Origin of the sequence: Cupriavidus sp. WKF15 (genome assembly GCF_029278605.1) — a bacterium.
In the GTDB taxonomy this organism is placed as follows: domain Bacteria; phylum Pseudomonadota; class Gammaproteobacteria; order Burkholderiales; family Burkholderiaceae; genus Cupriavidus.
Genome location: NZ_CP119572.1, coordinates 1,746,253 through 1,770,391, shown reverse-complemented (window position 1 = coordinate 1,770,391; position 24,139 = coordinate 1,746,253). Strand labels below are relative to the sequence as shown.

General features: G+C 66.3%; 16 protein-coding genes. 5 read left to right on the top strand and 11 right to left on the bottom strand.

What is annotated here, in order from left to right:
- Positions 1 to 44 precede the first annotated feature (44 nt).
- Both CupriaWKF_RS08265 and CupriaWKF_RS08260 read right to left on the bottom strand, forming a co-directional pair.
- Positions 45 to 185, bottom strand: a complete 141-nt coding sequence (locus CupriaWKF_RS08265; protein ID WP_276100518.1) for a hypothetical protein — start codon at positions 183 to 185, stop codon at positions 45 to 47.
- 239 nt (positions 186 to 424) lie between these two features.
- The gene (locus tag CupriaWKF_RS08260) at positions 425 to 919 is read right to left on the bottom strand and encodes an acyloxyacyl hydrolase (RefSeq protein ID WP_276100721.1); all 495 of its coding nucleotides are present in this window, start codon (positions 917 to 919) and stop codon (positions 425 to 427) included.
- A 567-nt stretch (positions 920 to 1,486) separates the two neighbouring features.
- On the opposite strand from CupriaWKF_RS08260, the gene CupriaWKF_RS08255 reads away from it, so the two are divergent.
- On the top strand, positions 1,487 to 2,185 hold the full coding sequence (locus CupriaWKF_RS08255) for a hydrolase (RefSeq protein WP_276100517.1): 699 nt from the start codon (positions 1,487 to 1,489) through the stop codon (positions 2,183 to 2,185).
- A 217-nt stretch (positions 2,186 to 2,402) separates the two neighbouring features.
- Here CupriaWKF_RS08255 and CupriaWKF_RS08250 read toward each other — a convergent pair whose 3' ends face one another.
- Complete coding sequence (locus tag CupriaWKF_RS08250; RefSeq protein ID WP_276100516.1) at positions 2,403 to 3,065, bottom strand: response regulator; 663 nt, start codon at positions 3,063 to 3,065, stop codon at positions 2,403 to 2,405.
- A 480-nt stretch (positions 3,066 to 3,545) separates the two neighbouring features.
- On the opposite strand from CupriaWKF_RS08250, the gene CupriaWKF_RS08245 reads away from it, so the two are divergent.
- Positions 3,546 to 4,421 carry an AraC family transcriptional regulator gene (locus CupriaWKF_RS08245; protein ID WP_276100514.1) on the top strand — a complete coding sequence of 292 codons (876 nt, stop codon included), beginning with the start codon at positions 3,546 to 3,548 and terminating at the stop codon, positions 4,419 to 4,421.
- Positions 4,422 to 4,617: 196 nt separating this feature from the next.
- A complete protein-coding gene (locus CupriaWKF_RS08240) occupies positions 4,618 to 10,308 on the top strand; it encodes an ATP-binding sensor histidine kinase (protein ID WP_276100513.1) in 5,691 nt (1,896 codons plus the stop codon).
- Here the strand turns inward: CupriaWKF_RS08240 and CupriaWKF_RS08235 are convergent.
- The 8 genes from CupriaWKF_RS08235 to CupriaWKF_RS08200 form a co-directional block, all read right to left on the bottom strand.
- Positions 10,297 to 10,686 (bottom strand): response regulator, encoded by a 390-nt coding sequence (locus CupriaWKF_RS08235; protein ID WP_276100511.1) that lies wholly within the window; start codon positions 10,684 to 10,686, stop codon positions 10,297 to 10,299. The two genes, CupriaWKF_RS08240 and CupriaWKF_RS08235, sit on opposite strands and share 12 nt — an antisense overlap.
- Positions 10,687 to 10,854: 168 nt before the next feature.
- Positions 10,855 to 11,130, bottom strand: coding sequence for a XapX domain-containing protein (locus CupriaWKF_RS08230; protein WP_276100509.1), 276 nt, complete (start codon positions 11,128 to 11,130; stop codon positions 10,855 to 10,857).
- A 26-nt stretch (positions 11,131 to 11,156) separates the two neighbouring features.
- Positions 11,157 to 12,776, bottom strand: a complete 1,620-nt coding sequence (locus tag CupriaWKF_RS08225) for an MFS transporter (protein WP_276100507.1) — start codon at positions 12,774 to 12,776, stop codon at positions 11,157 to 11,159.
- Positions 12,773 to 13,207 carry a DoxX family protein gene (locus CupriaWKF_RS08220; protein WP_276100506.1) on the bottom strand — a complete coding sequence of 145 codons (435 nt, stop codon included), beginning with the start codon at positions 13,205 to 13,207 and terminating at the stop codon, positions 12,773 to 12,775. The genes CupriaWKF_RS08225 and CupriaWKF_RS08220 overlap by 4 nt, the downstream gene beginning before the upstream one ends.
- A 57-nt stretch (positions 13,208 to 13,264) precedes the next feature.
- The gene (locus tag CupriaWKF_RS08215; RefSeq protein ID WP_276100504.1) at positions 13,265 to 15,142 is read right to left on the bottom strand and encodes an amidohydrolase; all 1,878 of its coding nucleotides are present in this window, start codon (positions 15,140 to 15,142) and stop codon (positions 13,265 to 13,267) included.
- Positions 15,143 to 15,229: 87 nt separating this feature from the next.
- The gene (locus CupriaWKF_RS08210; protein WP_276100720.1) at positions 15,230 to 16,051 is read right to left on the bottom strand and encodes an alpha/beta hydrolase; all 822 of its coding nucleotides are present in this window, start codon (positions 16,049 to 16,051) and stop codon (positions 15,230 to 15,232) included.
- Positions 16,052 to 16,255: 204 nt separating this feature from the next.
- Entirely contained in the window at positions 16,256 to 16,942 is a 687-nt protein-coding gene (locus CupriaWKF_RS08205) for a hydrolase (RefSeq protein WP_276100502.1), read from the bottom strand.
- Between the two features lie 169 nt (positions 16,943 to 17,111).
- Positions 17,112 to 17,270 carry a hypothetical protein gene (locus CupriaWKF_RS08200; RefSeq protein WP_276100500.1) on the bottom strand — a complete coding sequence of 53 codons (159 nt, stop codon included), beginning with the start codon at positions 17,268 to 17,270 and terminating at the stop codon, positions 17,112 to 17,114.
- A gap of 84 nt (positions 17,271 to 17,354) precedes the next feature.
- Here CupriaWKF_RS08200 and CupriaWKF_RS08195 point away from each other — a divergent pair, with 84 nt between their 5' ends.
- Together CupriaWKF_RS08195 and CupriaWKF_RS08190 are read left to right on the top strand one after the other, a co-directional pair.
- A complete protein-coding gene (locus CupriaWKF_RS08195) occupies positions 17,355 to 18,026 on the top strand; it encodes a response regulator (RefSeq protein ID WP_276100499.1) in 672 nt (223 codons plus the stop codon).
- A 283-nt stretch (positions 18,027 to 18,309) separates the two neighbouring features.
- Positions 18,310 to 23,892 carry an AAA family ATPase gene (locus CupriaWKF_RS08190; RefSeq protein ID WP_276100498.1) on the top strand — a complete coding sequence of 1,861 codons (5,583 nt, stop codon included), beginning with the start codon at positions 18,310 to 18,312 and terminating at the stop codon, positions 23,890 to 23,892.
- The last annotated feature ends 247 nt before the right edge of the window (positions 23,893 to 24,139 follow it).

The window sequence follows — 24,139 nt, the reverse complement described above, 5'->3', positions numbered from 1 at the left end:
GGATGTCGCGAGCGCCTGACGACGGAATGCCACGCTGGATATGCCTACAGGTTCCGACTGAACTCGTAGTTGTATGGGTCGCTGGTGAAACGATGCGTATTGTCGGCCCCCATCTGCGGACCGGCACAACCCATCACGCTCAGCGTGATCGCGCAGAGTATTGCGGCAGCCAGAAGTCGGATCATGATGCACCTCGCCTCGAGAACGCCCGCCACGGCACGGCGGAAGCGTGAATTGAGTCTATACCGGCTGCGCCGGGTTGCCATTTCCCGAACGAATGGATCATTGCCGGCAGGCATGACCGGACAGCTTTTCCCTGAATCGTGCATTTCCCGCGCAGGGGCCGCCATCGGGCCCCAGCCCGCTTATGTCGTACAAGCGATACGTTGCATGCCGGTTGGTGATGAGCGATTCACCTCTCGCTTCAAAAGCGGTAGCGCATATAACCGGTATAGAAGTTACTGCCGGGATTAGGCGCCTTGATACCGGCATTCGAGACATGCTGGAAGCGAAAGCCGGCTTCAGCGTTCAGCTTTGGACCGAAGGCCACGCCAATGCCAACCATGTCGGAAAACTGGAACGCCGTGCTGAAGTTGTGTTCCTCGGACGTACTGGTGTGGCTCAATAGCCGGACCCCAATGGAGGCTTCCAGGAATGGCACCAGCGACCATGCGCGCTTCTCGACCCGGAGGATTGGGGAAAATCCGAATTCGGTAACGTTCTGCTGCCTGGTGCCGCTGCGCGAATCCCATTGCGCCAGTTCGGCCTCCCATTGCAGCCTCGCCTGCCAGCTTTGGGGGTTGCCCCACGCAAATCCGGAATCCCAGTTGATGCCAATTTCGTACTTGTTGATATTGTGCGATGGGTCGCGGCCGAAGGCTGCGTGGATGGCCGGCTCCGCCCAGGCGGGTGCGGCCATTGCCGCAATCAGTGCAATTGACGCGCACCAGACGCGAAGGCGCAAAGCCGCCGCCCGTGATGGCAGTGATACTGCGCCGTGCCCAAATAGCGTCATCGAATCCGCATTCTTCATCAAATGGCTCCGTGCCAATTTATATCGCTTGGTGATTGGTAAGAATTTCCTTCCGGAAAGTGCTTAACGGTAGCAATTGCCCCCGGCAGTGTCAGTTATCCGCCCGGTCCGTCTGTCATGCCGGAGGTATGAGTCGACGAACCCAAGGACCCATTGCATTGGCCGATATCAACGGCTCGCTCTTGCGTAACCGGCGCGAGCGTCATGCATTGAGCACGGCGTGTTCACAGGTCTTTGGCAGGAGTCCGGGGGCGGGCTGTCAGGCAGGCACGGGCGTGTTATCGGCGGTTTGACCCTGGACCTTTAATTCAAATTGTTTGAATAACAACTGCAACCTGTAGCGCCTCTGGCAGCACAGGCCATCGCTATAGTTCTGCACATGGCGGCGCCAACTACGGAAAAGCCGCCAGATCAAAGCTTCAAACTGACTGAATCAATTCACCGGAGACCACCATGTCGAACGCCAAACTGCAAGTCCTGACCCCGCGCAATAGCCAACTGATCATCATCGACCATCAGCCCCAGATGGCCTTCGGCGTGCAGTCGATGGACCGCCAGACCATGAAGAACAATGTCGTGGGCCTGGCCAAGGCGGCGAAGATCTTCGACGTGCCGACCACGATCACCACCGTCGAAAGCGAATCGTTCTCCGGCTACACCTATCCCGAACTGCTCGACGTGTTTCCCGGCAAGCAGACGCTGGAACGCACCTCGATGAACTCGTGGGATGACCAGAAGGTGCGCGATGCACTGGCCGCCAACGGCCGCAAGAAGATCGTCGTCGCGGGCCTGTGGACCGAGGTCTGCAACACGACCTTCGCACTGAGCGCGATGCTCGAAGGCGACTACGAGATCTATATGGTGGCCGACGCATCCGGCGGCACCACCAAGGAAGCCCACGACTACGCGATGCAGCGCATGATCCAGGCAGGCGTGGTGCCCGTGACCTGGCAGCAGGTGATGCTCGAGTGGCAGCGCGACTGGAAGAACCGCGAAACTTACGACGCCGTGACCGGCCTTGCCAAGGAACATTCCGGCGCCTACGGCATGGGCATCGACTACGCCTACACGATGGTGCACAAGGCAGCGCAGCGTACCGCCACGCCGCACGCCTCGATCGCCCCGGTCCATGCGCCGGTGATCGAACGCTGATTCGTGCCCATTGCCAGCACCCGGGAGCAATCGAAATGAAATCACCAAAACGCATTGCCAATGGCGCCCTGCTGCTCGGTTGCTGGCTGGCCATCGGCACCTCGAGCGTGGCTGCCGCGGCGATGGTCGCGCAGGTCTTGGCCTGACGGACGCGCATCACGAAATGCGCAGCCTGCGGCGATCCGGCTCGTCATGCGGATCGCCTGCGGAAAATGGATCAGCGATCTGCCTTGCAGATGCCGAGTTGCTGCGCCATCAGTACCAGGCCGGCAAACGTGCGCGCCTTCATCTTGCGCATGGCCTGCCCGCGATGGATCTTGACGGTGACTTCGCTGATGCCGATCTCGCCGGCAATCTGCTTGTTGAGCAGGCCGGCGACCGCCAGGCCCATCACTTCGGCTTCGCGCGGGGTCAGCGTCGCATAGCTGGCGCGCATCTCGTCGAGCTTGCTGACCGCCAGGCGACGCAGCCGGTCTTTCTCCAGCGCCGCCGACACGGCATCGAGCAGGTCCTGGTCCCGGAACGGCTTGGCCATGAAATCTTCGGCGCCGGCTTTCATGGCGGCCACGCTCATGGCAATGTCGCCATATCCGGTCATGAAGATGATGGGGATGTGAATGCCCATCTGCGCCAGCCGCGTCTGCACATCCAGGCCGCTTGGGCCACGCAGGCGAACGTCCAGGACCAGGCAGCACGGTACGGCGGGCAATTGGAACTCGAGCAATTCGGCGGCAGAGGCAAATAGCGCCACTTGCATGCCCACCGAGCGAAATAGGTTGCCTAGGCCGTTGCGCAGCATCACATCGTCATCGACGATCAGCACCAGCTGTTCTTCCCTGGCATCGTCGGTCCCGGCGGGTTCCCCCGTGGTGGCTGTCACGGCGTTCTCTCCCTGAATCTTTCGCATCAACGGTTGATCGACTTACCGGTGCGCCGGCCAAAAGCGGCTGACCGATAGGTACAGCGCGATTGCCTGCCCGTATGCCCGGGCAAATCGTGCGTGCCAGAGGAGTTTCTAGCACAAGCCTTGAGGGCTTGCATTTATACCATCGGGTAGTGGCCATTTGCCCACCCACGTTCGAGATATTCCATCGGTTCAATCAAACTGTTCGATCTTCCTTTCGAAATTCACCGGCATTGCGCTTTGAGTCTTGCCACCTAGAATGTCAGGCAGTTGCAATGCTAGTATCGGTTCCCTGCGTGTCACCAAGCCGCATGAAGGCCGGCGAGCGATTATCGTTCGTCGCCGGCTTTCAATAAAGACGGCCGCCTCGTCACACCGGACCAGGCGCAACGACCTGGCCCCCACATGCCATTGCCGAGTTTTTCGAGTTCCGCTAGCGAGCCGACCGGACCTGCCGTGCTGCGCGATTCGCTCGGCTGCATGTCTGAGGCATTGCGATACGACCAGGCCCTTGCCGCCGGGGATCTGTGCTTTTTCCGCAAGAGTTCCGCGGCCGAGGAACTGCGCCAGGTGGTGACGCCGGCTTCGGAAAGAGGATTTCTGGCCGGTGTCTCGCTGACGGGCGGTCATCGCCGCCGCATCTTCCAGCCCAACCACGCCGATACCTATGCGTTCGACGTCGGTTCGGTCTATCTGCGCAATTTCCAGGACGACTACAAGGCCGACCTCTCGGGCACGTTCGACTTTGTACTGATCGAACTCTCTCCCGCGTTCATCGAGCGCACGGCCATGGAACTTGGCCGCCCGGCAAGCCTGGCGCTGCGCAATGCCGCGGCACAGCATGACCCGGTCCTGGCCCACCTTGCGCAGGCTCTGCTGCCTGCCCTGTCCAGGCCCGGCGGCGCCAGCCGCCTGTTTGTCGATCAGCTTGGACATGCAATCGGAACCCATCTGGTCGAACAATACGGCGGCATCGCCGCCGCACGCCTGCGCGGCTCGGGCCGGCTTTCACCGCGGATCCTGGCGCGGGCCCAGGACTACCTGACGGCACGCCTGGACGATGGCTCGATATCGGTTGCCGATGTGGCCGATGCCTGCCAGTTGTCCAGGAGCCATTTTTCACGGGCCTTCCGCCAGAGTACCGGCAAGACACCGCATGAATGGCTGCTCGAACGCCGTCTTGAACAAGCGCTCGCGCTGCTGCGCACCACGGAATTGCCAATCGCCGGGATCGCGGTGTCATGCGGATTCGCCGACCAGAGCCATTTGACGCGAAGCCTTTCGAAGAAATTTGGCGTGACCCCCGGTGCCTGGCGCACGCATCGAGAATAATTCCGTTTCTCATTCCCCCCCCACCTTTGCGCATCTCCGACGCCCTGCCCCATGCGCAGGGCACAAGAGGACAAGGCACAGCACAACTGTTCAAGCCAAGGGCTGGCAAAACTCTTAGATTGGCTTCGGGCAAGTCGTACCTTCCATCTGAGCCGGCACGACCTTCGCCCCGATGCATGCCAAGGGAGGGCCTATCGTGATTGCCAAGCCGGCGTTGGTCGAGGGAGGCGACCGTCATGCGGACCGCTTGCCATCCGCCAGCCAGATGCATTGGCTCCCCCGGGATCGTGCGCAGCGCGTGGACCGGGACGGCGTGGGGCAGATGAATCCGGAGTTTCGCCCCGTCGCCGCCAGCGAACTCAACGCCCGGATCCTGTGGGAGGACGAAGAGCGCGTGCTCGGCCGCTGGCACGTGGAACTCGACGGCCAGGCGACGCCCGTGCTGGCAGTGTGGCCCGCCGCCGAACGCCCCACTCCGGCCAGCCTGGCCCGTCTCACGCACGAATATGGCCTGAAGGAGAGGCTGGACGGTAGCTGGGCCGCGCGCCCACTCCATCTGGCGCGGGTACATGGCCGCATGGCGTTGTTGCTCGAAGATACGGGTGGCGAGCCGCTGGCCGGCCTGCTCGGCGTACCGATGGACGTGGGTCGCTTCCTGTGCCTGGCCATCAACATCTGCGCAGCGCTGGCGCAGCTCCACCGGCAACGCCTGGTCCACAAGGACCTCAAGCCGGCGCACATCCTCGTGAACGACGCCCTTGGCGCCGCCCGGCTGACCGGCTTCGGCCTTGCCTCGCGCCTGCCGGGCGGGTGCCAGGCGCCGGCGCCGCCGGAGGAGATCGCGGGCACGCTGGCCTATATGGCGCCCGAACAGACCGGACGCATCAACTGCGCAATCGATGCGCGCAGCGATCTCTACGCGCTTGGCGTCACGTTTTACCAAATGCTTACGGGTGTATTGCCCTTTGACGCCGGCGACCCGATGCATCTGGTGCATTGCCACATCGCCCGACAGCCGGTGCCGCCTGCCGATCGGGTTCCCGGCATTCCGGCCCTGCTTTCCGCCCTGGTGATGAAGCTGCTCGCCAAGACCGCCGCGGAGCGCTACCAGACCGCCTCCGGCCTGGAGTCCGACCTGCGGCGCTGCCTGGCTGCCTGGAACAGCGCCAGGCACATCGCGGCATTTGCGCTGGGGGAGCATGACCTGCCCGAGCGCCCGCTGCTGCCGGCACGGCTCTACGGGCGCAAGCGGGAAGTCCAGGCCCTGCTCGCCGCTTTCGACCGGGTCGCCGCTACAGGCATGCCGGAGTTCGTGCTGGTGTCCGGTTATTCCGGTGTCGGCAAGACCGCCGTCGTGCAGGAACTGCGGCGCACGCTTGCAAAGCGGCCGGGACTGTTCGCCTCGGGAAAGTTCGACCAGTTCAGGCGCGACATCCCCTATGCGACGCTGGCCCAGGCGTTCCAGGGCCTGATTCGCCCACTGCTGAGCATGAGCGAAGCCGAGCTCGAGCCGTGGCGCCTCGCACTGTGCGAGGCACTGGGTCCCAACGGCGCGCTGATGGTCGCGCTCATCCCCGAACTGGAACTGATCCTCGGTCCCCAGCCTCCCGTCCCGCCGCTCCCGCCCCTGGACGCGCAGCATCGCTTCCACCGCGCCTTCCAGTGCCTGCTCGACGTCTTTGCGCGCGCCGAACGTCCGCTCGCCATCTTCCTCGACGACCTGCAGTGGCTGGACGCGGCGACGCTGGATCTGCTCGCGCATCTGACGACGCAGGCCGAGGCGCGCCACCTGCTGCTGATCGGCGCGTATCGCAGCAACGAGGTCCAGCCCGGCCACGCGCTGCTCCTGCGCGTGCCGGCGATATGCGAGGCAGGCGGCCTGGTCCATGAGATCGCGCTTGGCCCGCTTGGTCCCGATGATGTCGGCGGCATGATTGCCGATGCCCTGCAGTGCGCGCCGGCGCAAGTCAGGAGCCTGGCCGGCCTGGTACAGGCCAAGACCGCCGGCAATCCGTTCTTCGCCATCCAGTTCCTCGGCGCCCTGGCCGAAGAAGGCCTGCTTGCCTTCGATCACCGGGCCTCGCGCTGGTCCTGGGACCTCGACCGCATCGTGGCCAAGGGATTTACCGACAACGTGGCGGATCTCATGTTGGGCAAGATCGCCCGTCTTCCCGCCGCGACCCGCAGCGCGCTGCAGCAACTGGCCTGCCTCGGCAACGACGCGGCCGTCGACGTGCTGAACGTGGTCCGGGGCAGCAGCCAGGCCGGCCCGAACGACCCGTTATGGCCGGCGATCCGTGCCGGGCTGCTACTACGCACCGGGACCAGCTACCGCTTTTTGCACGACCGGATCCAGGAGGCGGCCTATGGGCTCATTCCCGAAACTTCGCGACCGTCGGCGCACCTCGCGATCGGCCGCAGGCTTGCCGCGGCCACGCCGCCGGAGGCGGTCGCGGAGCATGTCTTCGAGATCGTCGGACAGTTCAACCATGGCCTCGCCCTGCTTGACGGGGACGAGGAACGCGAGCAGGTGGCCGCGCTGAACCTTCTTGCCGGCGAACGCGCCAAGGCGGCGACCGCCTACGCGTCGGCACTGACCTACCTGAGCGCCGGTGCAACGCTGCTCGTCCGGGACACCGATCAGCGTCGCCCCGGGCTGCGCTTCGCGCTCGAATACCAGCGCGCGGAATGCGAGTTTCTCACCGGGGCATCGGAGGCGGCGCAGGTGCGCCTCGCCGGGCTTGCGGATCGCGCGCCGGCCCTGAACGACCTGGCCCGCGTCACTCAACTGCGGCTGGAGCTGTATCTGGCGCTTGGGCAGCGCGAGCGCGCGGTTGAAGTCGGTCTCGATTTCCTGAGCCGTGCCGGCGTCCGGTGCCCTGCGAAGCCCGGTCGCGACGAAATGCTGCGGGAGTATGACGCGATGTGGCGCCGCATCGGCAACCGCCCCCTCGAGGCGCTGCGCGATCTGCCCTTGATGACCGATGCAGCCGCAAAAGCAACGATGGACGTCCTGGCCGCGCTCATGCTGCCGGCCTGGTACACCGACGTCAACCTGGGCGCGCTGATCATCGCCAGGATGGCGAACCTGAGCCTCGAGCACGGCAATTGCGACGCCTCCTGCCTCGGCTATGCCTGGCTGGGGCTGATCCTGGGGCCCCAATCAGGCGACTACGAGGCTGCCTTCCGCTTTGGCCAACTGGGCCTGGACCTGGTCGAGCGCGGCGGGCTGGACCACTTCAAGGCGCGCGTCTACCAGGCCTTCGGCGGCCACGTGATGCAATGGACCCGGCCGATCCGCAGCGCCCGCGGCCTGGTGCAACGCGCCTTCGACGTGGCGACCAGGATGGGCGATCTCACCTACGCCTGCTTTGCCCACAACAACCGCATTACCCAGATGCTGGCCAGCGGCGATGCGCTCGCCGAAGTGCAGCGGGAGGCCGAGGCCCTGAAGGACTTTGCCTGTCGGGCCAGGTTCAGCCTGGCGGTCGACCGGGTGACCCCTCAGCTCCAGCTGGCCCGATCGCTGCGCGGCCTGACGCCGGTGTTCGGCTCGCTGAGCGATGCCGGCTTCGACGAAGCCGCCTACGAGCAGTATCTCGACGCGCCGCCGGGTCCGACGCTCGCCACCTGCTGGTACTGGATCCGCAAGCTGCAGGCGCGCTATCTCGCGGGCGACTACGCGACGGCGCTGGCGGCCGCGGCTCGCGCCGAAGGGCTGCTGTGGACCTGCCCCTCGTTCTTCGAGCAGGCGGAATTCCATCTCTACGCGGCCCTTGCACGTGCCGCCTGCGTCGAAAACGCCACGGCGCCGGAACGCGCGGGGCAGTTGGAGATCATGGCCGTCCATCATCTCCAACTGCGGACCTGGGCGCAGCATTGTCCCGGGAACTTCGAGGACCGTGCCGCACTGGTCGGCGCGGAGATCGCCCGACTCGAGGGACGCGAAACGGATGCGATGCACCTCTATGAGCAGGCGCTGCGCGCCGCGCGCGACAGCGATTTCGTCCATGGCCAGGCGCTCGCCAACGAGCTGGCCGCACGATTCTATGCCGGGCGCGGCTTCGACAAGATTGCCCGCGTCTACCTGCAGGATGCGCGCCATCATTACCTGCGCTGGGGTGCCGACGGCAAGGTGCGCCAACTCGACGCGCACCATCCGCACCTCTGCGCAGGCGAGCGCGAGCCCGCCCCGACGGCGACGATCGGCGTGCCGGTCGAACAACTGGACCTGGCGACTGTCATGGCTGTGTCGCAGGCCGTGTCGGGCGAAATGGTGCTGGACAAGCTGCTGGATACGCTCATGCGCACGGCGCTCCAGCACGGCGGCGCGGAGCGCGGATTGCTGATCCTGCCGCGCGGATCGGAGCAGCGCGTCGTCGCCGAAGCGATGACCGCCGGGGCATCCATCTCAGTGCGGCTGTGCAGCGACGGCGTGACCACCGGCGCGATGCCTGTGTCGATCCTGCGCTATGTGCTGCGCACGCGCGAGAACATCATCCTCGACCACGCCGCCGAGCAGAACCCGTTCTCGAACGACCCGTACATCGTGCAGCGCCAGGCGCGTTCGATCCTCTGCCTGCCGCTGCTGGTGCGTGCCAAGCTGATCGGCGTGCTCTACCTTGAGAACCATCTCACGCCGCGCGTGTTCGCCCCGGCGCGCATCGCAGTGCTGAAGCTGCTCGCCTCGCAGGCGGCGACCGCCCTGGAGAATGCCTACCTGTACCGTCGTCTCGAACGCCGCGACGCGAAGATCCAGAGGCTGGTCGAGGCCAACCTCATCGGGATCTTCATGTGGCGCTTCGACGGCGGCATTTTCGAGGTCAATGATGCGTTCCTGCAGATGCTGGGCTACGAACGCGAGGAATTCTTCGGTGCCCGCCTTGGCTGGACGGACCTGACCCCGGTGGAATGGCGGGAAGACGACGCCCGGCGCGCGTGGGAATTCCGGCTGAATGGCACCCTCGCGCCATTCGAGAAGGAGTTCTTCCACAAGGACGGCAGCCGCGTGCCGGTGCTGATCGGTTCCGCCCTCTTCGAGGACGGCGATGACCGTGGCGTATCGTTCGTGCTCAACCTGACCGAGCGCAAGCGCGCCGAAACGGCGCTGCGCCAGGCACAGGTGCAACTGGCCCATGTCACGCGCGTCACGACACTGAGTGCGCTGACTGCTTCGATCGCGCACGAGGTCAGCCAGCCGCTGGCCACCATCGTGTCCAACGCGCACTCCGCCCTGCGCTGGCTGGCGCGCCAGCCACCCGACCTTGGCGAAGTTCGGGACGCGGTCAACGACATCGTCCAGGCCGGCCATCGGGCCGGGGCGGTCATCGGCGGCATGCGGGCGCTGTTCAGGAAGACCACGGCCGCGCCGGCACCGCTTGACCTCAACGTGCTGATCGACGACACCATCGCCCTGTTGCACGGCGAGGTCACGCGGCAGCAGATCCAGATCCGGACCGACCTGGGAGCCGACCTGCCCAGGGTGGTGGGCGACCGCGTGCAGTTGCAGCAGGTCCTCCTCAACCTTGTCATGAATGGCGTCGAGGCGATGAACGACACCGAGGAACACCGCCGAGAAATCGTTATCCGCTCGCGGCGCGATGCCAGCGGCGCGGCAATGGTCGCCGTCTGCGATAGCGGCACCGGGCTGGATCCGCGCAATGCGGACAAGATCTTCGATGCGTTCTACTCGACAAAATCGCAGGGTCTCGGCATGGGGCTGGCGATCTGCCGGCTGATCGTCGAGGCTCACCGGGGCAGGTTGTGTGCCAGCGCGAATATGCCGGCGGGCGCCGTGTTCGAGCTGCTTCTGCCGCCCGCCACGCCTGAAGCGGAACGCACGCCGCATGGAGCAAGGATGCCGCCAGGGCAGCCGTCAGCTCGATGAATCGCCTGCGCTGGCCTGCAAGGCCTGCTCGATGCAGCGGATGATGTCGGTATCCTGGAACGGCTTTTTCAGGAAGCAGGCCGCGCCGGCCGCCATGGCGCGTTGCTCGGAGCCCTCCTCCGCAAAGCCGGTCATGAAGATGACGGGCTTGTCGAAGCCGCTTGCGCGCAGCTGTTCGTAAAGGGCGAAGCCGTTCATGCCCGGCATCACCACGTCCGTGATCACGCAGGCGATCTGGTGCAGTTTCCCGGACTGCAGCAGTTCGCCGCCACCGCCGAACAGCTCCGCCGCGAAATCACAGGAGCGCACCAGTCGTCCCATGGCGTCCCTGACGGAAGCGTCGTCGTCGACGATGGCGATCACGGGGATGGCGGTCACACTCGATCCTTGCTCAATGGCGCGGTGACGGCAACATGTGCACCGCTTGCCAACAGCATAGCCGCGTCCAGCCCGGTCTCCATATAACACTCAAGTATTGCCCGGGTACCCGCGCCGAACGCGCAGGTGCTGGCCAGCAGCAACCCGGCGCAGGCGCCGCACTGCAGCCTAGCGCGCATGCTCGCCCTTCGCATTGGGTTCGCCTGCCAGCGTTGGCCCCGGTGTGCCCGTGATCTTCGGCATGCACTCGCTGTGGAACCACGCCACCGTGACCGGCTCGCCGGCGATCATGCGCTTGATTGGCGGCACGACCTGTTCGCCGATCAGCATGCCCAGCAGCCCGATCAGCGCCACGGCTGGCGGAGCCGGCGAGCGCACCTGCATCAGCGCATACAGGATGCCGACCAGGACGCCGGCGCCAAGGGAAATCAGGTAGAGCTTCATGGCAGTTTCTCGATGATGAAATGGAATCACTGTGGTGCGGCCGGCATCGCGACGCCAAGCAGGTGGCGCACGCGCGGTGGCTGCTCGCCCACGTGGAAGCTGGTAACGCCGCGCTGCAGGTCGGCATCGGCATTCGGCACGCGGCGGTGCTGGCGCATGTGCTCGGCCCACGATTCCACCAGGAACCATTCCGTGAGCAGCTCCGGATCGGCCGGATCCTCCATCACGCCCCAGCTGAACGCGCCGTCGCGCAGACGCTCCTCCGACAGCTTGTGCACTGCGCGCAGGAAGGCATCGCGATGCGCCGGGGGAATGCAGTATTCGATCAGGATCATTACCGGACCGCGGTCATACGCGATCTCGCCAGCCATCTCGGGCTCCGGCCAGTGGCCCGCGGGACCGAGGTCTTCGTCTCCGCGCGGCAGCCGCAGGCGATGGAGCATGAGCGCGGCAAGGACCAGCCCGATAGCCGCGATCAGCAACGCTTGCGGCGTGCCCATGGCCTGTGCCACGAAGCCCCACAGCAGGCTGCCGCCCGCCAGCGCGCCATTGAAGACCATCTGGTAGACCGCCAGCGCACGGCCGCGCACCCAGTTCGGCAGGATGGCCTGGGCCGCGCCGCCGAGCGTGGTCAGCGCCATGATCCAGGCGGCCCCGAGCAGCAGCAACAGTGGCAACGCCAGGCCGACCGGCGGCGCAAACGACAGCACGCCCATGACGATCGCCGTGACGAAGGCCGACAGCAGCACGAGGCCATCGGCATCAAGCCGCTTTTGCAGGTACGGCATCGTCAGCGCACCGAGAATGGCACCGGCGCCCACCGCCCCGAGCAGCACGCCATATAGGCCGGCGCCGCCATGCAGCAACTGACGCGCCACCAGCGGCAACAGCGCCCACACGCTGCTACCGAACGCAAAGTGCACGGCCGCGCGCACCAGCACGACGTGGAGCTGGCTGTGCGCGCGCGTAAAGCGCAAGCCGGCGCGAAAGGCGCTGAAGAAATGCTCGCGCAGCGGGTCGCGCGGCCGTTCCGGCCGCTTCCACCAGACCAGGGCGGCGACCACGAACAAGTAGCTGAGCAGGTCCACGCCGTACGTCGCCGCGGCACCGAACGCGGCCAGCAGCAGGCCGCCGGTCGCCGGACCGATGGCACGCGCGATATTGACGCCAAGCGCGTTCAGCGCCACCGCCTGCCGCAGCGTGCCCGGCGGCACCAGTTCGGGCACGATCGACTGCCACGTCGGCCCCATCATCGCCGCACCGATGCCCCCCAGGAACGCCAGGCCGATCAGGATCTCGATGGTCAGGCCCTGCCGCCACGCCAGCAGCGCGAGCGTGCCGCTGACCGCGGCCAGCGCGATCTGAATCACGATCAGGAAACGGCGCCGGTCGAGGATATCGGACAGTACGCCCGCGGGAATGGCGAGCAGGAACACGGGCAATGTCGCCGCGGCCTGGATCGTGGCGACGGCCGCCGGCGAACTCGACAGGTCCGTCGCCAGCCAGGCGCTCGCCACGTCGCGCATGAAGCTGCCGATGTTGCCAAGGATGGTGGCGACCCACAGTACCGCAAACGTGGGCTGCGCCAAGGGCGCGAAGGTGCCGCCTGCCGCAGGCTTCGCGCTCGCCATCGCCGGTTGCGTCATGCGTCCTCCCGGGTGCGCAGGTCATGCCATGCCACCAGCACGAACGCGCCGACCAGGCCGAGATGCTCGAAGAACGCATTGGCCATCATGAACTGCGCCTCGGCCGGTGCGCTCCAGAAGCGATTGGCCAGGAAGGTCGCGCCGAGCGTGAACGCCGCCAGCGCCAGTGCGCCGAGCCAGCGGTACACGCCGGACAGGATCATCGCCGACGCTGCCAGCTCCAGGCCGATCGTGGCGGCCGCCATGGGCACGGCGGGCGCCAGCCCGAACTGCCGCATCTCGGCCACGGCGCCGGCAAAGTCGAACAGCTTGACCAGGCCGCCCTGCAGATAGGCCGCGCAGATCAGCAGGAGCGCGACCCAGTGCAGCCAGCCGGGCAGCCGGCTCGCGGGTTCGCCGGCCACCGTTAGCGAGGAGGAGCGTGGAAGCATCGTGTCTCCGTTATCGGTCGATGAGAATGACGCGGGGGTGCGGGGACGGGCCCGGCGTCAGAATGCCCAGCACGAGCACCCCAATGCGCCCCAAAACGTGCTTTCGTCGGACGTCGGCACGCTCGAAGTCCAGGCCCTGGCGTGTGCATGGCCGTGCACGCCACAGGAACTGGCGCAGCCGCAGGCGGTGTTCAGCGCCAGCGTGGCCGCGGCAGTCTTCGCCTGCGGACGCGGCTGGTAGCGGCTGCCGTGGCGGGCCGGCGACCAGTCCGGCATCGGCGGCGGAATTTCCGGCGAATGCTTGCCGAACTCGTTGTCGCCGTAGACCACCTTGCCGCCGAGCACCGTCATCACCGAAGTGATGTCCTGGATCTCGTCGCCCGGCACCGCGAAATAGTCGGACGACAGCACCGCCAGGTCGGCCAGCTGGCCGGCCTGGATCTGGCCCTTCTTGCCGACTTCGGACGAGAACCAGGTATTGGCCTCGGTCCACAGGCGCAGCGCGGTTTCGCGGTCGAGCAGGTTGGCCTGCGGGTACATCGACATGCCACCCACGGTCTTGCCGGTGGTCAGCCAGTACAGCGACACCCACGGGTTGTACGACGCCACGCGCGTGGCATCGGTGCCCGCACCGACCTTGACGCCCTTGGCCAGCATCTTCTTCACCGGCGGCGTGGCTTCGGCGGCCCTGGCGCCGTAGCGCTCGACGAAGTACTCACCCTGGTAGGCCATGCGGTGCTGCACGGCGATGCCGCCGCCCAGCGCCGCGATGCGGTCGATATTGCGGTCGCTGATGGTCTCGGCGTGGTCGAAGAACCAGTTCAGGCCCTGGAACGGGATGTCCCGCGCCACCTTCTCGTAGACGTCCAGCGCGCGCGAAATGGTCTCGTCATAGGTGGCGTGCAGGCGCCACGGCCAGCGCTTCTCGGCCAGCAGGCGGATCACCGGCTCGAGGTCGCCTTCCATCGACGGCGGCATGTCGGGCCGTTCGACGCGGAAATCCTCGAAATCCGCCGCGGTATAGACCAGCATCTCGCCGGCGCCATTGTGGCGATAGAGATCGTCGCCCTGGCCCGGCTTCACGGTCGAGGTCCAGGTCTTGAAGTCGTTCAGCTCTTCCTTGGGTTTCTGCGTGAACAGGTTGTAGGCCACGCGCACCGTGAGCTGCCCTTCCTTGTGCAGCTCGTCGATGATGTTGTAGTCCTCGGGGTAGTTCTGGTAGCCGCCGCCCGCGTCGATCACGCCGGTCACGCCCAGGCGGTTCACCTCGCGCATGAAATGGCGCGTGGAGTTTTTCTGGTACTCGGCCGGCAGCTTCGGCCCCTTGGCCAGCGTGGCGTAGAGGATGGTGGCATTGGGCTTGGCCAGCAGCAGGCCGGTGGGATTGCCGCGCGCGTCGCGCACGATTTCGCCGCCCGGCGGGTTCGGCGTGTCCTTGGTGTAGCCGACCGCACGCAGCGCTGCGCCGTTCAGGATGGCGCGGTCATACAGGTGCAGGATGAACACCGGCGTGTCCGGCGCCGCCGCGTTCAGTTCGTCGACGGTCGGCAGGCGCTTCTCGGCGAACTGGTGCTCGGTAAAGCCGCCGACCACGCGCACCCACTGCGGCGCCGGCGTGCGCGCCACCTGTTCGCGCAGCATGCGCATGGCATCGGCCAGCGAGCGTACGCCATCCCAGCGCAGCTCCATGTTGTAGTTCAGGCCACCGCGGATGATGTGCATGTGGCTGTCGATCAGCCCGGGAATGACCCGCCGGCCATTCAGGTCGATCACCATGGTCTTCGCGGCCGCGAGTTTCATGATCTCGTCGCGCGTGCCGACGCTGACGAAGCGGCCATTCTGGATGGCCACGGCGTCAGCTTGCGGATTGGCTTTGTCAAGCGTGGTGAACTTGCCGTTGACGAGGATGAGATCGGGCGTCGGGGTCGGGGACATGGCGAGAAGCTCCGAAGAGGCTGCCGCGCCGAGGGCGGCAGCCGAAGCGATGAATTGCCGGCGGGTGACGGACATTGGCGTTCCGGCTTATGTGTTGAGGAAAGCGAGCAGGTCGGCATTGACCTGGTCGGCGTTGACCACGCACATGCCGTGCGACGCGCCCGGATAGACCTTGAGCGTGGCGTTCTTCACCAGCTTGGCCGACAGCCGGGCCGAATTGTCGATCGGCACGATCTGGTCGTCATCGCCATGCAGGATCAGCGTCGGCACCGTGATCTTCTTCAGGTCTTCGGTGTAGTCGACTTCCGAGAACTCCTTGATGCAGGCGTACTGGCCAAGAATGCCGCCGGTCATGCCCTGCGCCCAGAACGCGTCGATGGTGGCCTGCGATATCTTGGCGTTCGGCCGGTTGAAGCCGAAGAACGGCGTCGCCAGGTCCTTGTAGAACTGCGAGCGGTTGTCGGCCACACCCTTGCGGATACCATCGAACACCTCCATCGGCAAGCCGTTGGGGTAGGCGGCGCTCTTGGCCATGGTCGGCGGCACGGCGCCGATCAGCACGGCCTTGGCCACGCGCCTGGTGCCATGGCGCCCGATGTAGTGCGCGACTTCGCCGCCGCCGGTGGAGTGGCCCACCAGCGTGGCGCCCTTGATATCGAGGGCATCGAGCAGCGCGGCGAGGTCGTCGGCATAGGTGTCCATGTTGTTGCCCTGCGCGGGCTGGCTCGAACGGCCATGCCCGCGCCGGTCGTGGGCAATCACGCGGAAGCCCTTCTGCGCAAGGAACAGCATCTGGGGATCCCACGCGTCGGCATTGAGCGGCCAGCCGTGCGAGAACACGACCGGGCGCCCGGAGCCCCAGTCCTTGTAGAAGATCTGGGTTCCGTCCTTGGTAGTGATGGTGTTCATCTGTTTCCCTCCAGCGGAATGATGGGACGCCGCCTTGCCGGCCGCGCTGGCATCGGTCGCGGCGAACGAGGTCACCGCCGCCACGGCGGCGGCGCCCACCGTGCCCGCCCCGGACCGGAGCACCTGGCGCCGGGACGACGAGTGCCCGTCTTCCTGCAGGTTCTTGTGTGCGCTCATAGGATTGGCTCGCGTGGACAGGGTTGATCAGCGGGCCGGGACCGGCGCCAGCGATTCGTGCGTGGTCGCAGTGCGTTGCGGAGCCTTGTGGACCATCGTGTAGGCATAGTCGACACCCATGCCGTACGCGCCCGAGTGCTCCTTGACCAGCTTCATCACCGCGTCATACGTGTCGCGGTGCGCCCAGTCGCGCTGCCATTCGAGCAGCACCTGCTGCCAGGTAACGGGGACCGCGCCGGCCTGCACCATGCGCTGCATGGCATAGTCGTGCGCTTCCTTGCTGGTGCCGCCCGACGCATCGCCCACCATGTAGATTTCGTAGTTGCCTTCCAGCATCGCGCAGAGGGCGAAGGTCGTGTTGCAGACCTCGGTCCACAGTCCCGCCACGACGACCTTGTTGCGGCCGTTGGCCTTGAGCGCGTCGCGTACCTTCTGGTCATCCCACGAGTTCATGGAGGTACGCTCGAGCGTCCTGGCATTCGGGAACACGTCCAGGACTTCGGGATAGGTGTAGCCGGAGAACGACTCGCTCTCAACCGTCGTGATGGTGGTAGGAATATTGAAGATCTTCGCGGCCTTGGCCAGCCCCACCACGTTGTTCTTCATTGCCTGGCGGTCCATCGACTGGACGCCGAACGCCATTTGCGGCTGGTGATCGATGATGATGAGCTGGCTGTTCTGCGGGGTCAGGACTTCGAGCTTCGGATTCGACATGATCGTGATTCCTTGAAACGGTTGAGGGCGATGCGCGGGCGGCGCGGCATGCTGCCGCGCCGCCCGCGTGGCTCGTATCTCGCCGGGCCTTTCCTTCGGCGGTATCGGCGCGATGCGGTCCGAGCCAAGACTAGACCTCCATTGGCCGCCAGGCCATCAGCTCTTCGTATTACTTGTCCGAACCATGCGTGTCGTCGCGCAGTGCCGACACTTCGAAGCTGCCCGCCAACATGGGCCGGGCTTGCATGCGCGGATGATCGTGCCAGGCCAGTCGAATCGCCACTAATACCTTGGTATGGGTGGCAAGCTTGCGGGCTCTGTGTTTCAATGCACCAACGTAGTGCAGCCGTGACGGGGCAGGTCCCTGCTGGCGCGACGCGCGGCGGGACCAGGCAGCAACAGTGGATCAGGAATGGATAGCAGAACCGTGACATCGCGCAGCGCAGTTCCCGTGGCCGCTAGCGCGGCCGAGGAATCCATGGTGCTGGTGGTTGACGACGACGCCATGCTGCGCAAGGCGCTGAGCAGCCTGTTCCGGTCGGTCGGTCTGCAGGTCGCGCTGTTCGAGTCGGCGTCCGAGCTGCTCGCATCGGGCATCCCGGACATGCCGTGCTGCATGGTGCTCGATGTGCGGCTGCGCGGCCCGAGCGGGCTGGACCTGCAGTCGCGCCTGGCGCAGTCGGGCGTGCATGTTCCGATCATCTTCATGACCGGTTATGGCGATATCCCGATGACCGTGGCCGCCATGAAGGCCGGGGCCGAGAACTTCATCGTCAAGCCGTTCCGCGAACAGGACCTGCTCGACGCGGTGTCCGCCGCGATCGAGAAAGACAAGCTGCGCCGCCGGACGCTGGAACGGTCCGAAGCCGTCCGGGCCAGCTATGCCATGCTGAGTGCGCGCGAGGCCGAGGTCATGGGTTTGGCCGTCGCCGGCCTGCTGAACAAACAGATTGCTGCCCATATCGGCATCAGCGAAGTCACCGTGAAGATCCATCGCGGCCAGGCCATGCGCAAGATGAAGGCGCGCACGTTTGCCGACCTCGTGCTGATGGCACAGCAGATCGGCATCTGCAAGGTGGCATGACGGGCCCCGGACTTGGCACGGACCTGTTCTCACGGTGAACCGGGACGGCACGCGCATCTTTCTGGCGCTCCATCGGCAAGGCGCGCGGCGTCGCGCCGAGTGCCTTCGCCGGCGCACGTGACGCGGCCCTGCGCGCCGGCAATACCACGGTATTATTTGGCGCAGGCCCCGTGGGAACTATGCTGTTCGAACGGTGGACAGCCTGGAATCCCCGTGCCATCGGCCGTGGCTACGCGACGCATCGCGTGGCCACCGGTCAAGGACGCCACAGCGCCGCACCACAATGATCGACATTTTCGGCGACACCAACGTCTTCGCCCTGTCCGACTATCGTTTTGAAACGATCCATCAGGATGGCATCGTCGCGCTCTCGCGCGGGGTTCCCCTGTCAGGCGGCAACACGTTGCTGCTCGCGCATGCGGCATCGAGCCAGGTGGAAGCCGATGCCGCGCGCTGCATCCGCAACGAGTACGCGTTGCGCACGCTGCTGCACGATGACTGGGCGCTGGTGCCGCGCGGCATCACTCACTACCGGAGCGGGATCGCCGCGTTCTACGACGACCGGCCGATGGTGCCCGTGGCGGCGCTGCTGCGCCGGCGCCAGCCGGTGGCACGCGTGCTGGCGATCGCGCTCGGCGCGGCCGGCGCGCTCAGGTCGATGCACGAGAGCGGCCTGATCCACCGCGCGATCACGCCCGCCAGCCTGTTTGCCGACGCGGCGGGACATTGCCGCATCGGACATTTCGGCTTTGCCGTGCGCCAGTCCGACGCGAGCCGCGACGCCGATGCAGGCCACGGCCGGGGCAAGGCGCTGGCGATGACGATGGGCGGCGAGGCGCCCGCGTACATGTCGCCCGAGCATACGGGCCGCACGCGCCAGGCCATCGACGCCCGCAGCGACCTGTATTCTCTGGGCGTGATCCTCTACCAGATGCTGACCGGGCGCTTGCCGCTCGCGGCCAGGAACCCCGGCGACCTGTCGGAATGGATCCACAGCCACGTGGCCAGTGCGCCGGTGCCGGTCCACAGGTTCGTGCCCGAGGTTCCGGAAACGCTGTCCCGGATCGTTCTGAAGCTGCTCGACAAGAGCCCGGCCCGCCGCTATCAGTCCGCTGCCGGCCTCGAAGCCGACCTCCGGCGCTGCATGACAGCATGGCAGGAAACGAGGCAGATCGAGCCTTTCGAGCCGGGCGAACGCGACCAGCCGGCGGGCCTCGAGCTGCCCGAGGGACTGTTCGCGCGCGATAACGCGATGCACCAGCTATCCGCGGCCTTCGACCGCGTGATTGCCGATAACAGCTCGATGGCCGTGGCGTTGACCGGGCCCTCGGGCATTGGCAAGACAGCGTTGATGCAGGCATTCGCCAGGTGCCTGCAGCGCCAGGGTGTCTGGTGCTCCACTGGCAAGGCGGACCAGTTCCGTCAGGACATGCCTTATGTTGCGATCGCCGAGGCCTTCCAGGGACTGGTGCACCAGATCCTGGCGCTCCCCGAGGAAGAGGTACACGCATGGCAGCGACGCCTGGCGCAAACGCTGGGTGTCTATGGCGAGCCCGCCTGCAGGGTGGCGCCGGCGCTGCGGCTGCTGGTCAGCGATTTTCCGCCGCTGTCGGTGGCCGCCGGCGACGATCCTGATGTCCATGTCGATATCGCAATGCGCCAGCTGGTGAGCGCCTTTGCGCGGGCGGACCGCCCGCTGGTCCTGTTGATCGATGACTGCCAGTGGCTCGACGCGCCCTCCCGGCACCTGCTCGCCCGGCTCATCCGCACGCCTTCGCCGCTGCTGCTGGTCTGCAGCGCACGGTCTGTCAATGCGGAAGCCCTGAAGCACCTGCGCGAATGCGTACGGATGCACGACGTCGTACTGAAGAACTTCTCCGAGGCCACCGTGGCCAACCTGCTGGCGGAAACGCTGCGCACATCGGAACAGGATCTGCTACCGCTGGCGCAGCTCGTGCATCACAAGACGCTCGGCAATCCGTTCTTCGTCACGCAGTTCCTGACGACGCTGGTCGATGACCGCCTGCTCGTGTACTCGGCTGATGCAGAGGGCTGGCAGTACGACCTTCAGCATATCGCTGAGCGCGCCTATACCGACAATGTGGCGGCGCTTGTGCTGCAGCGCCTGGAACGCCTGCCGCAACCGACGCGCCGCCTGCTCAGCGGCATGGCCTGCCTGGGACGCCGGGCACCGGTATCGCTGCTTGGCATGACCTTCGGCCTCGGCGAACACGCGCTGCATGCGCAACTCGCGCCGGCCCGCACCGCCGGCGTGGTATTGCTGGCGCAGGACGGTACCTACGCGTTCGCGCACGACCGTGTCCAGGAAGCCGCCCACGCCGGGCTGACCGAAGACGAGCGCGCCGGGTTCTGCCTGCGCGCGGGCCGTCTGCTGGCCGCCCGCGTGCGCGACGATCTCGGCGATGCGCAGCGCGACGATTTTCTCTTCCGCGCCAGCGGCCTGCTGGCGCAGGCCGCGGCGCTGGTCACCGAACCGGACGAAGCCCTGGACGTCGCCTGGCTGTTCCATGCTGCTGCCTTGCGGGCACGGCACGCGGCGGCCTACGGCATAGCGCTGGGCTACGTCGAGTCCGGCATGAAGTTCTTGCGCCAGGCCGCCGCGCCGCAGCCGGCTTCACAAGAGCTCGAATTCGCCTTGCTCGAACAGCAGGCGAACTGCTGGTTCCAGCTCGGCCACCTGGACGATGCGCTCGCGCTGGCGGGCAAGCTGATCGAGCGGCCGGCCGGACCGCCGCGGCAGGCCAGCGTGTACCGGCTCAAGATCGAGATGCATACGCGCCTGTCCCAGAACGCGCTGGCCGTAGAGACCGCGATCGACAGCCTGCGCCTGTTCGGCATCACGCTGAGTCCGCACCCGGGCGCCCACGCCTGCGACGCGCTGTACGCGTCGCTGCTCCCGCTGCTGACCGCGGACAGGCTGCCCGCCATGATCGCGCTGCCCGAAGTGCGCGATGCGCAGACCGAGGCGGCCATGAGCCTGCTGTCGGCGCTGCTGGTGCCCGCGAGCTTCACCGACGAGCACCTGGCGTTCCTCGGCCATTGCGAGATGCTGCGGCTCACGCTGGCCCACGGCATGTCGGCCCCGTCGACCGCGTCGCTGGCCTGGCTGGGCGTCATGGTCTGCCACCGCTATGGCGCCTATGCCGACGGGTTCCGCTACGGACAGATGGCCCACCGGCTGGTGACTCATCATGGCTACGCCGCTTACGAAGCCCGCACGCTGTTGCCGCTCGACCAGCTCAGCGTCTGGACCCAGCCGCTGTCGTTCTCGATCGAATGTTCGCGCGCCGCCATGGCTTCCGGCGTGGCCCATGGCGACATGACCACGGCGTGCTATGCGTGCTGCCATATCGTCGCCAGCATGCTTGTGCGCGGCGACCGGCTCGACGACATCTGCGCCGAGATCGGGCGCGGGCTCGAGCTGGTTCGCCGCGCCGGCTTTCGTGATGTCGAGCTGATCCTGCAGGTCCAGCAGCGCCATATCGACGGCTTGCGGGCCGCGGGCTTGCCGGCCGGAGAAGCGCCGGAGTCCGACGGCGACGCGGCCGAAGGCTTTGCGGCCGAACGCCTGACCACGCTCGAGTTCTGGCAATGGCTGTATCGCGCAACAAGGCTGCTGCTCGCCGACCAGCCCGAGGCCGCGGCCCGCTGCCTGGAAAAGGCGGATGCGCTGGCGTGGTCCGCGCCGGGTCACATCCACCAGTCCGACTTCCACGTTTGCCGCGTGCTGGCCACCGCATCCTTGGCCACGCGACAGGACGAGGCGGCATGGCAGAGGCTGCGCGCCGACGCCCGCCGGATCCGTGCGTGGGCCGATGCCAATCCGGCATCTTTCGCCGACAAGGCGCTGCTGGTGGAGGCCGAGGTGGCCAGGCTGGAAGGCGATGCACTGGGCGCGATGTCGCGCTATGAAGCGGCCATCGCGCAGGCGAGCACCGAGGGCTTCGTGCAGATCGCGGCCCTGGCGCACGAACGCGCCGCCGGGCACTGCGACACGCTGGGGCTGGCGTCTTCGGCCATGGCCCATCGCCGCGCCGCCCGGGATCTCTACCGGCGCTGGGGCGCGACCGGGAAAGTCGGCCAGATGGAGGCGAAGTACCCGGATCTCGTCGATCACGCACCGACGCGCACGTGGTCGCTTGGCGAAGGCCAACAGTCGATGGACGCCGAAAGCGTGATCAGGGCGTCGCGGGCGCTGACCGAGGAAATCCGGCTAGACGGCCTGATCGACAAGCTGATGACGATCGTGCTCGAGTATTCCGCTGCCCAGCGCGGGCTGCTGATTCACATCAGGCCCGAAGGGCAATCGGTGGAAGCACGCGCGGACACCGGCGCGGATGGCATACGTGTGCACCTGGTGCAGGAGCGCCTGGGAACCGGCACGCTGCCGCTGTCGATGGTCAACACGGCGGTTCGCTCCGGCCAGGCGACCATGGCCAGTGCAGGCCGGCCCGCCCTGCCCTTCGCCCGGGACCCTTACTTCGCGGCGCATCCCGAATGTTCGGCCATCTGCATTCCGATGCTGCGCCACAACGAGGTGATCGGCGCGCTATACCTGGAGAACCGCCTGGTCCGCGACGCATTTACGCTGGAGCAGGCACGCCTGCTGGAGCTGATTGCCGCGCAGGCCGCGATCTCGCTGCGCTCGGCCCGTCTCTACGACGACCTGCTTACCGAGAACGAACGCCGCAAGAAGGTGGAGCGCGAACTGCGCGCCAGCGAGGCATCGCTGGCCATGGGCGAACGGCTGAGCCAGACGGGCAGCTGGCGCTGGGACCTGCGCCACGACCGCTTCCGTTGCTCTGAAGAGCTGCGGCGCATCTACGAGCTCGACCCCTCCCGGCAGGAATTCGCATTCGAGGACTTCGTCGCGCGCATGCACCCGGAGGATCGGGAGACGATACGGCGGGTGGTGTCGGCCCATACCGAGCAGTGGCTGCCGATTCGCGTCGAGCATCGGATCGTGCGCACCGATGGCTCGATCCGCCACCTTGCGGCGATCGGCGAGCCGCTGCCCGCGGATGATGGCACGCTGCAGTATTTCGGCACCGTGACCGATATCACCGCGCGGCGCCAGGCCGAGGACGCGGTACGCAGCGCGCAGGCCGACCTTGCCCGGGTGGCGCGCGCCACCACGGCCGGGCAGCTGACCGCATCGATCGCGCACGAGATCAACCAGCCGCTGATGTCCATTGTCTCGAATGCCGGCGCCAGCCTGCGCTGGCTGGCCCGGCCTGTGCCCGACATCGCCAACGCTCGCGAAGGCCTGGAGGCCATCGCCAGCGAAGGCCAGCGTGCCGGCGAGATGATCCGCAGCCTGCAGGCGCTCACGCGCAATGCCGCGCCGGCACTTGCTCCGGTGGATCTCCACGATGCGGTCAGGCATATCCTGGTCATTTCGCGCAGCGAGATCGAGCGCCGCCAGATTGCCGTCAAGCTGGCCCTGCACGCAGAAAACCCGACCGCTTTCGGAGACGGCATCCAGCTTCAGCAAGTGATCCTGAACCTGGTGGTCAATGCCATGGACGCGATGAGCGAAATCGACGACCGCCCGCGCGTCATGCACATCAACACGCGCAACGTCGACGGCACGGCGCTGGAACTGAGCGTGGCCGACAACGGCATCGGCATCGGCGCGAACACGCGTGAGCAGCTCTTCGAACCGTTCTATACCACCAAGGCCAACGGCATGGGCATGGGGCTGGCTATCTGCCGGTCCATCATCAGCGGGCACAGGGGCCAGCTGCATGCCGCGCCGCTGGTGCCGCACGGCAGCATGTTCGCGTTCACGATACCCAGCGAGCGCGACGCGGGCCCGGCCAGTCACGCACGCCCGATGCGCTGAGCAAGCTCGCCAGCGCCAGCACCGAGACGACAGTCCATCCCCACGGCGCCAGCATCACGCTGCCTTGCGCGGAACCGGCCCTTGCGCCGATGCGTCCGCCCCCCTATCCCGATGGTGACCGCCGCTCGCCGTTGGTTTATCCAATGATAATCAAAAGCCACCCCTTCAGATGGCAGCCGTTGCGCGCCACGCAACGCTGACTTGCTTGCCGCTGTGATTCAAATTGCCCCTGGCGGCCCCTAAGCTT

What these genes read in the sequence shown, in the direction of transcription:
- CupriaWKF_RS08260 (WP_276100721.1), bottom strand. Translation starts at nt 919, where the DNA reads ATGGCCGCACCCGCCTGGGCGGAGCCGGCCATCCACGCAGCCTTCGGC.
- CupriaWKF_RS08225 (WP_276100507.1), bottom strand. Translation starts at nt 12,776, where the DNA reads ATGACGCAACCGGCGATGGCGAGCGCGAAGCCTGCGGCAGGCGGCACC.
- CupriaWKF_RS08215 (WP_276100504.1), bottom strand. Translation starts at nt 15,142, where the DNA reads ATGTCCCCGACCCCGACGCCCGATCTCATCCTCGTCAACGGCAAGTTC.
- CupriaWKF_RS08205 (WP_276100502.1), bottom strand. Translation starts at nt 16,942, where the DNA reads ATGTCGAATCCGAAGCTCGAAGTCCTGACCCCGCAGAACAGCCAGCTC.
- CupriaWKF_RS08265 (WP_276100518.1), bottom strand. Translation starts at nt 185, where the DNA reads ATGATCCGACTTCTGGCTGCCGCAATACTCTGCGCGATCACGCTGAGC.
- CupriaWKF_RS08220 (WP_276100506.1), bottom strand. Translation starts at nt 13,207, where the DNA reads ATGCTTCCACGCTCCTCCTCGCTAACGGTGGCCGGCGAACCCGCGAGC.
- CupriaWKF_RS08255 (WP_276100517.1), top strand. Translation starts at nt 1,487, where the DNA reads ATGTCGAACGCCAAACTGCAAGTCCTGACCCCGCGCAATAGCCAACTG.
- CupriaWKF_RS08195 (WP_276100499.1), top strand. Translation starts at nt 17,355, where the DNA reads ATGGATAGCAGAACCGTGACATCGCGCAGCGCAGTTCCCGTGGCCGCT.
- CupriaWKF_RS08210 (WP_276100720.1), bottom strand. Translation starts at nt 16,051, where the DNA reads ATGAACACCATCACTACCAAGGACGGAACCCAGATCTTCTACAAGGAC.
- CupriaWKF_RS08190 (WP_276100498.1), top strand. Translation starts at nt 18,310, where the DNA reads ATGATCGACATTTTCGGCGACACCAACGTCTTCGCCCTGTCCGACTAT.
- CupriaWKF_RS08230 (WP_276100509.1), bottom strand. Translation starts at nt 11,130, where the DNA reads ATGAAGCTCTACCTGATTTCCCTTGGCGCCGGCGTCCTGGTCGGCATC.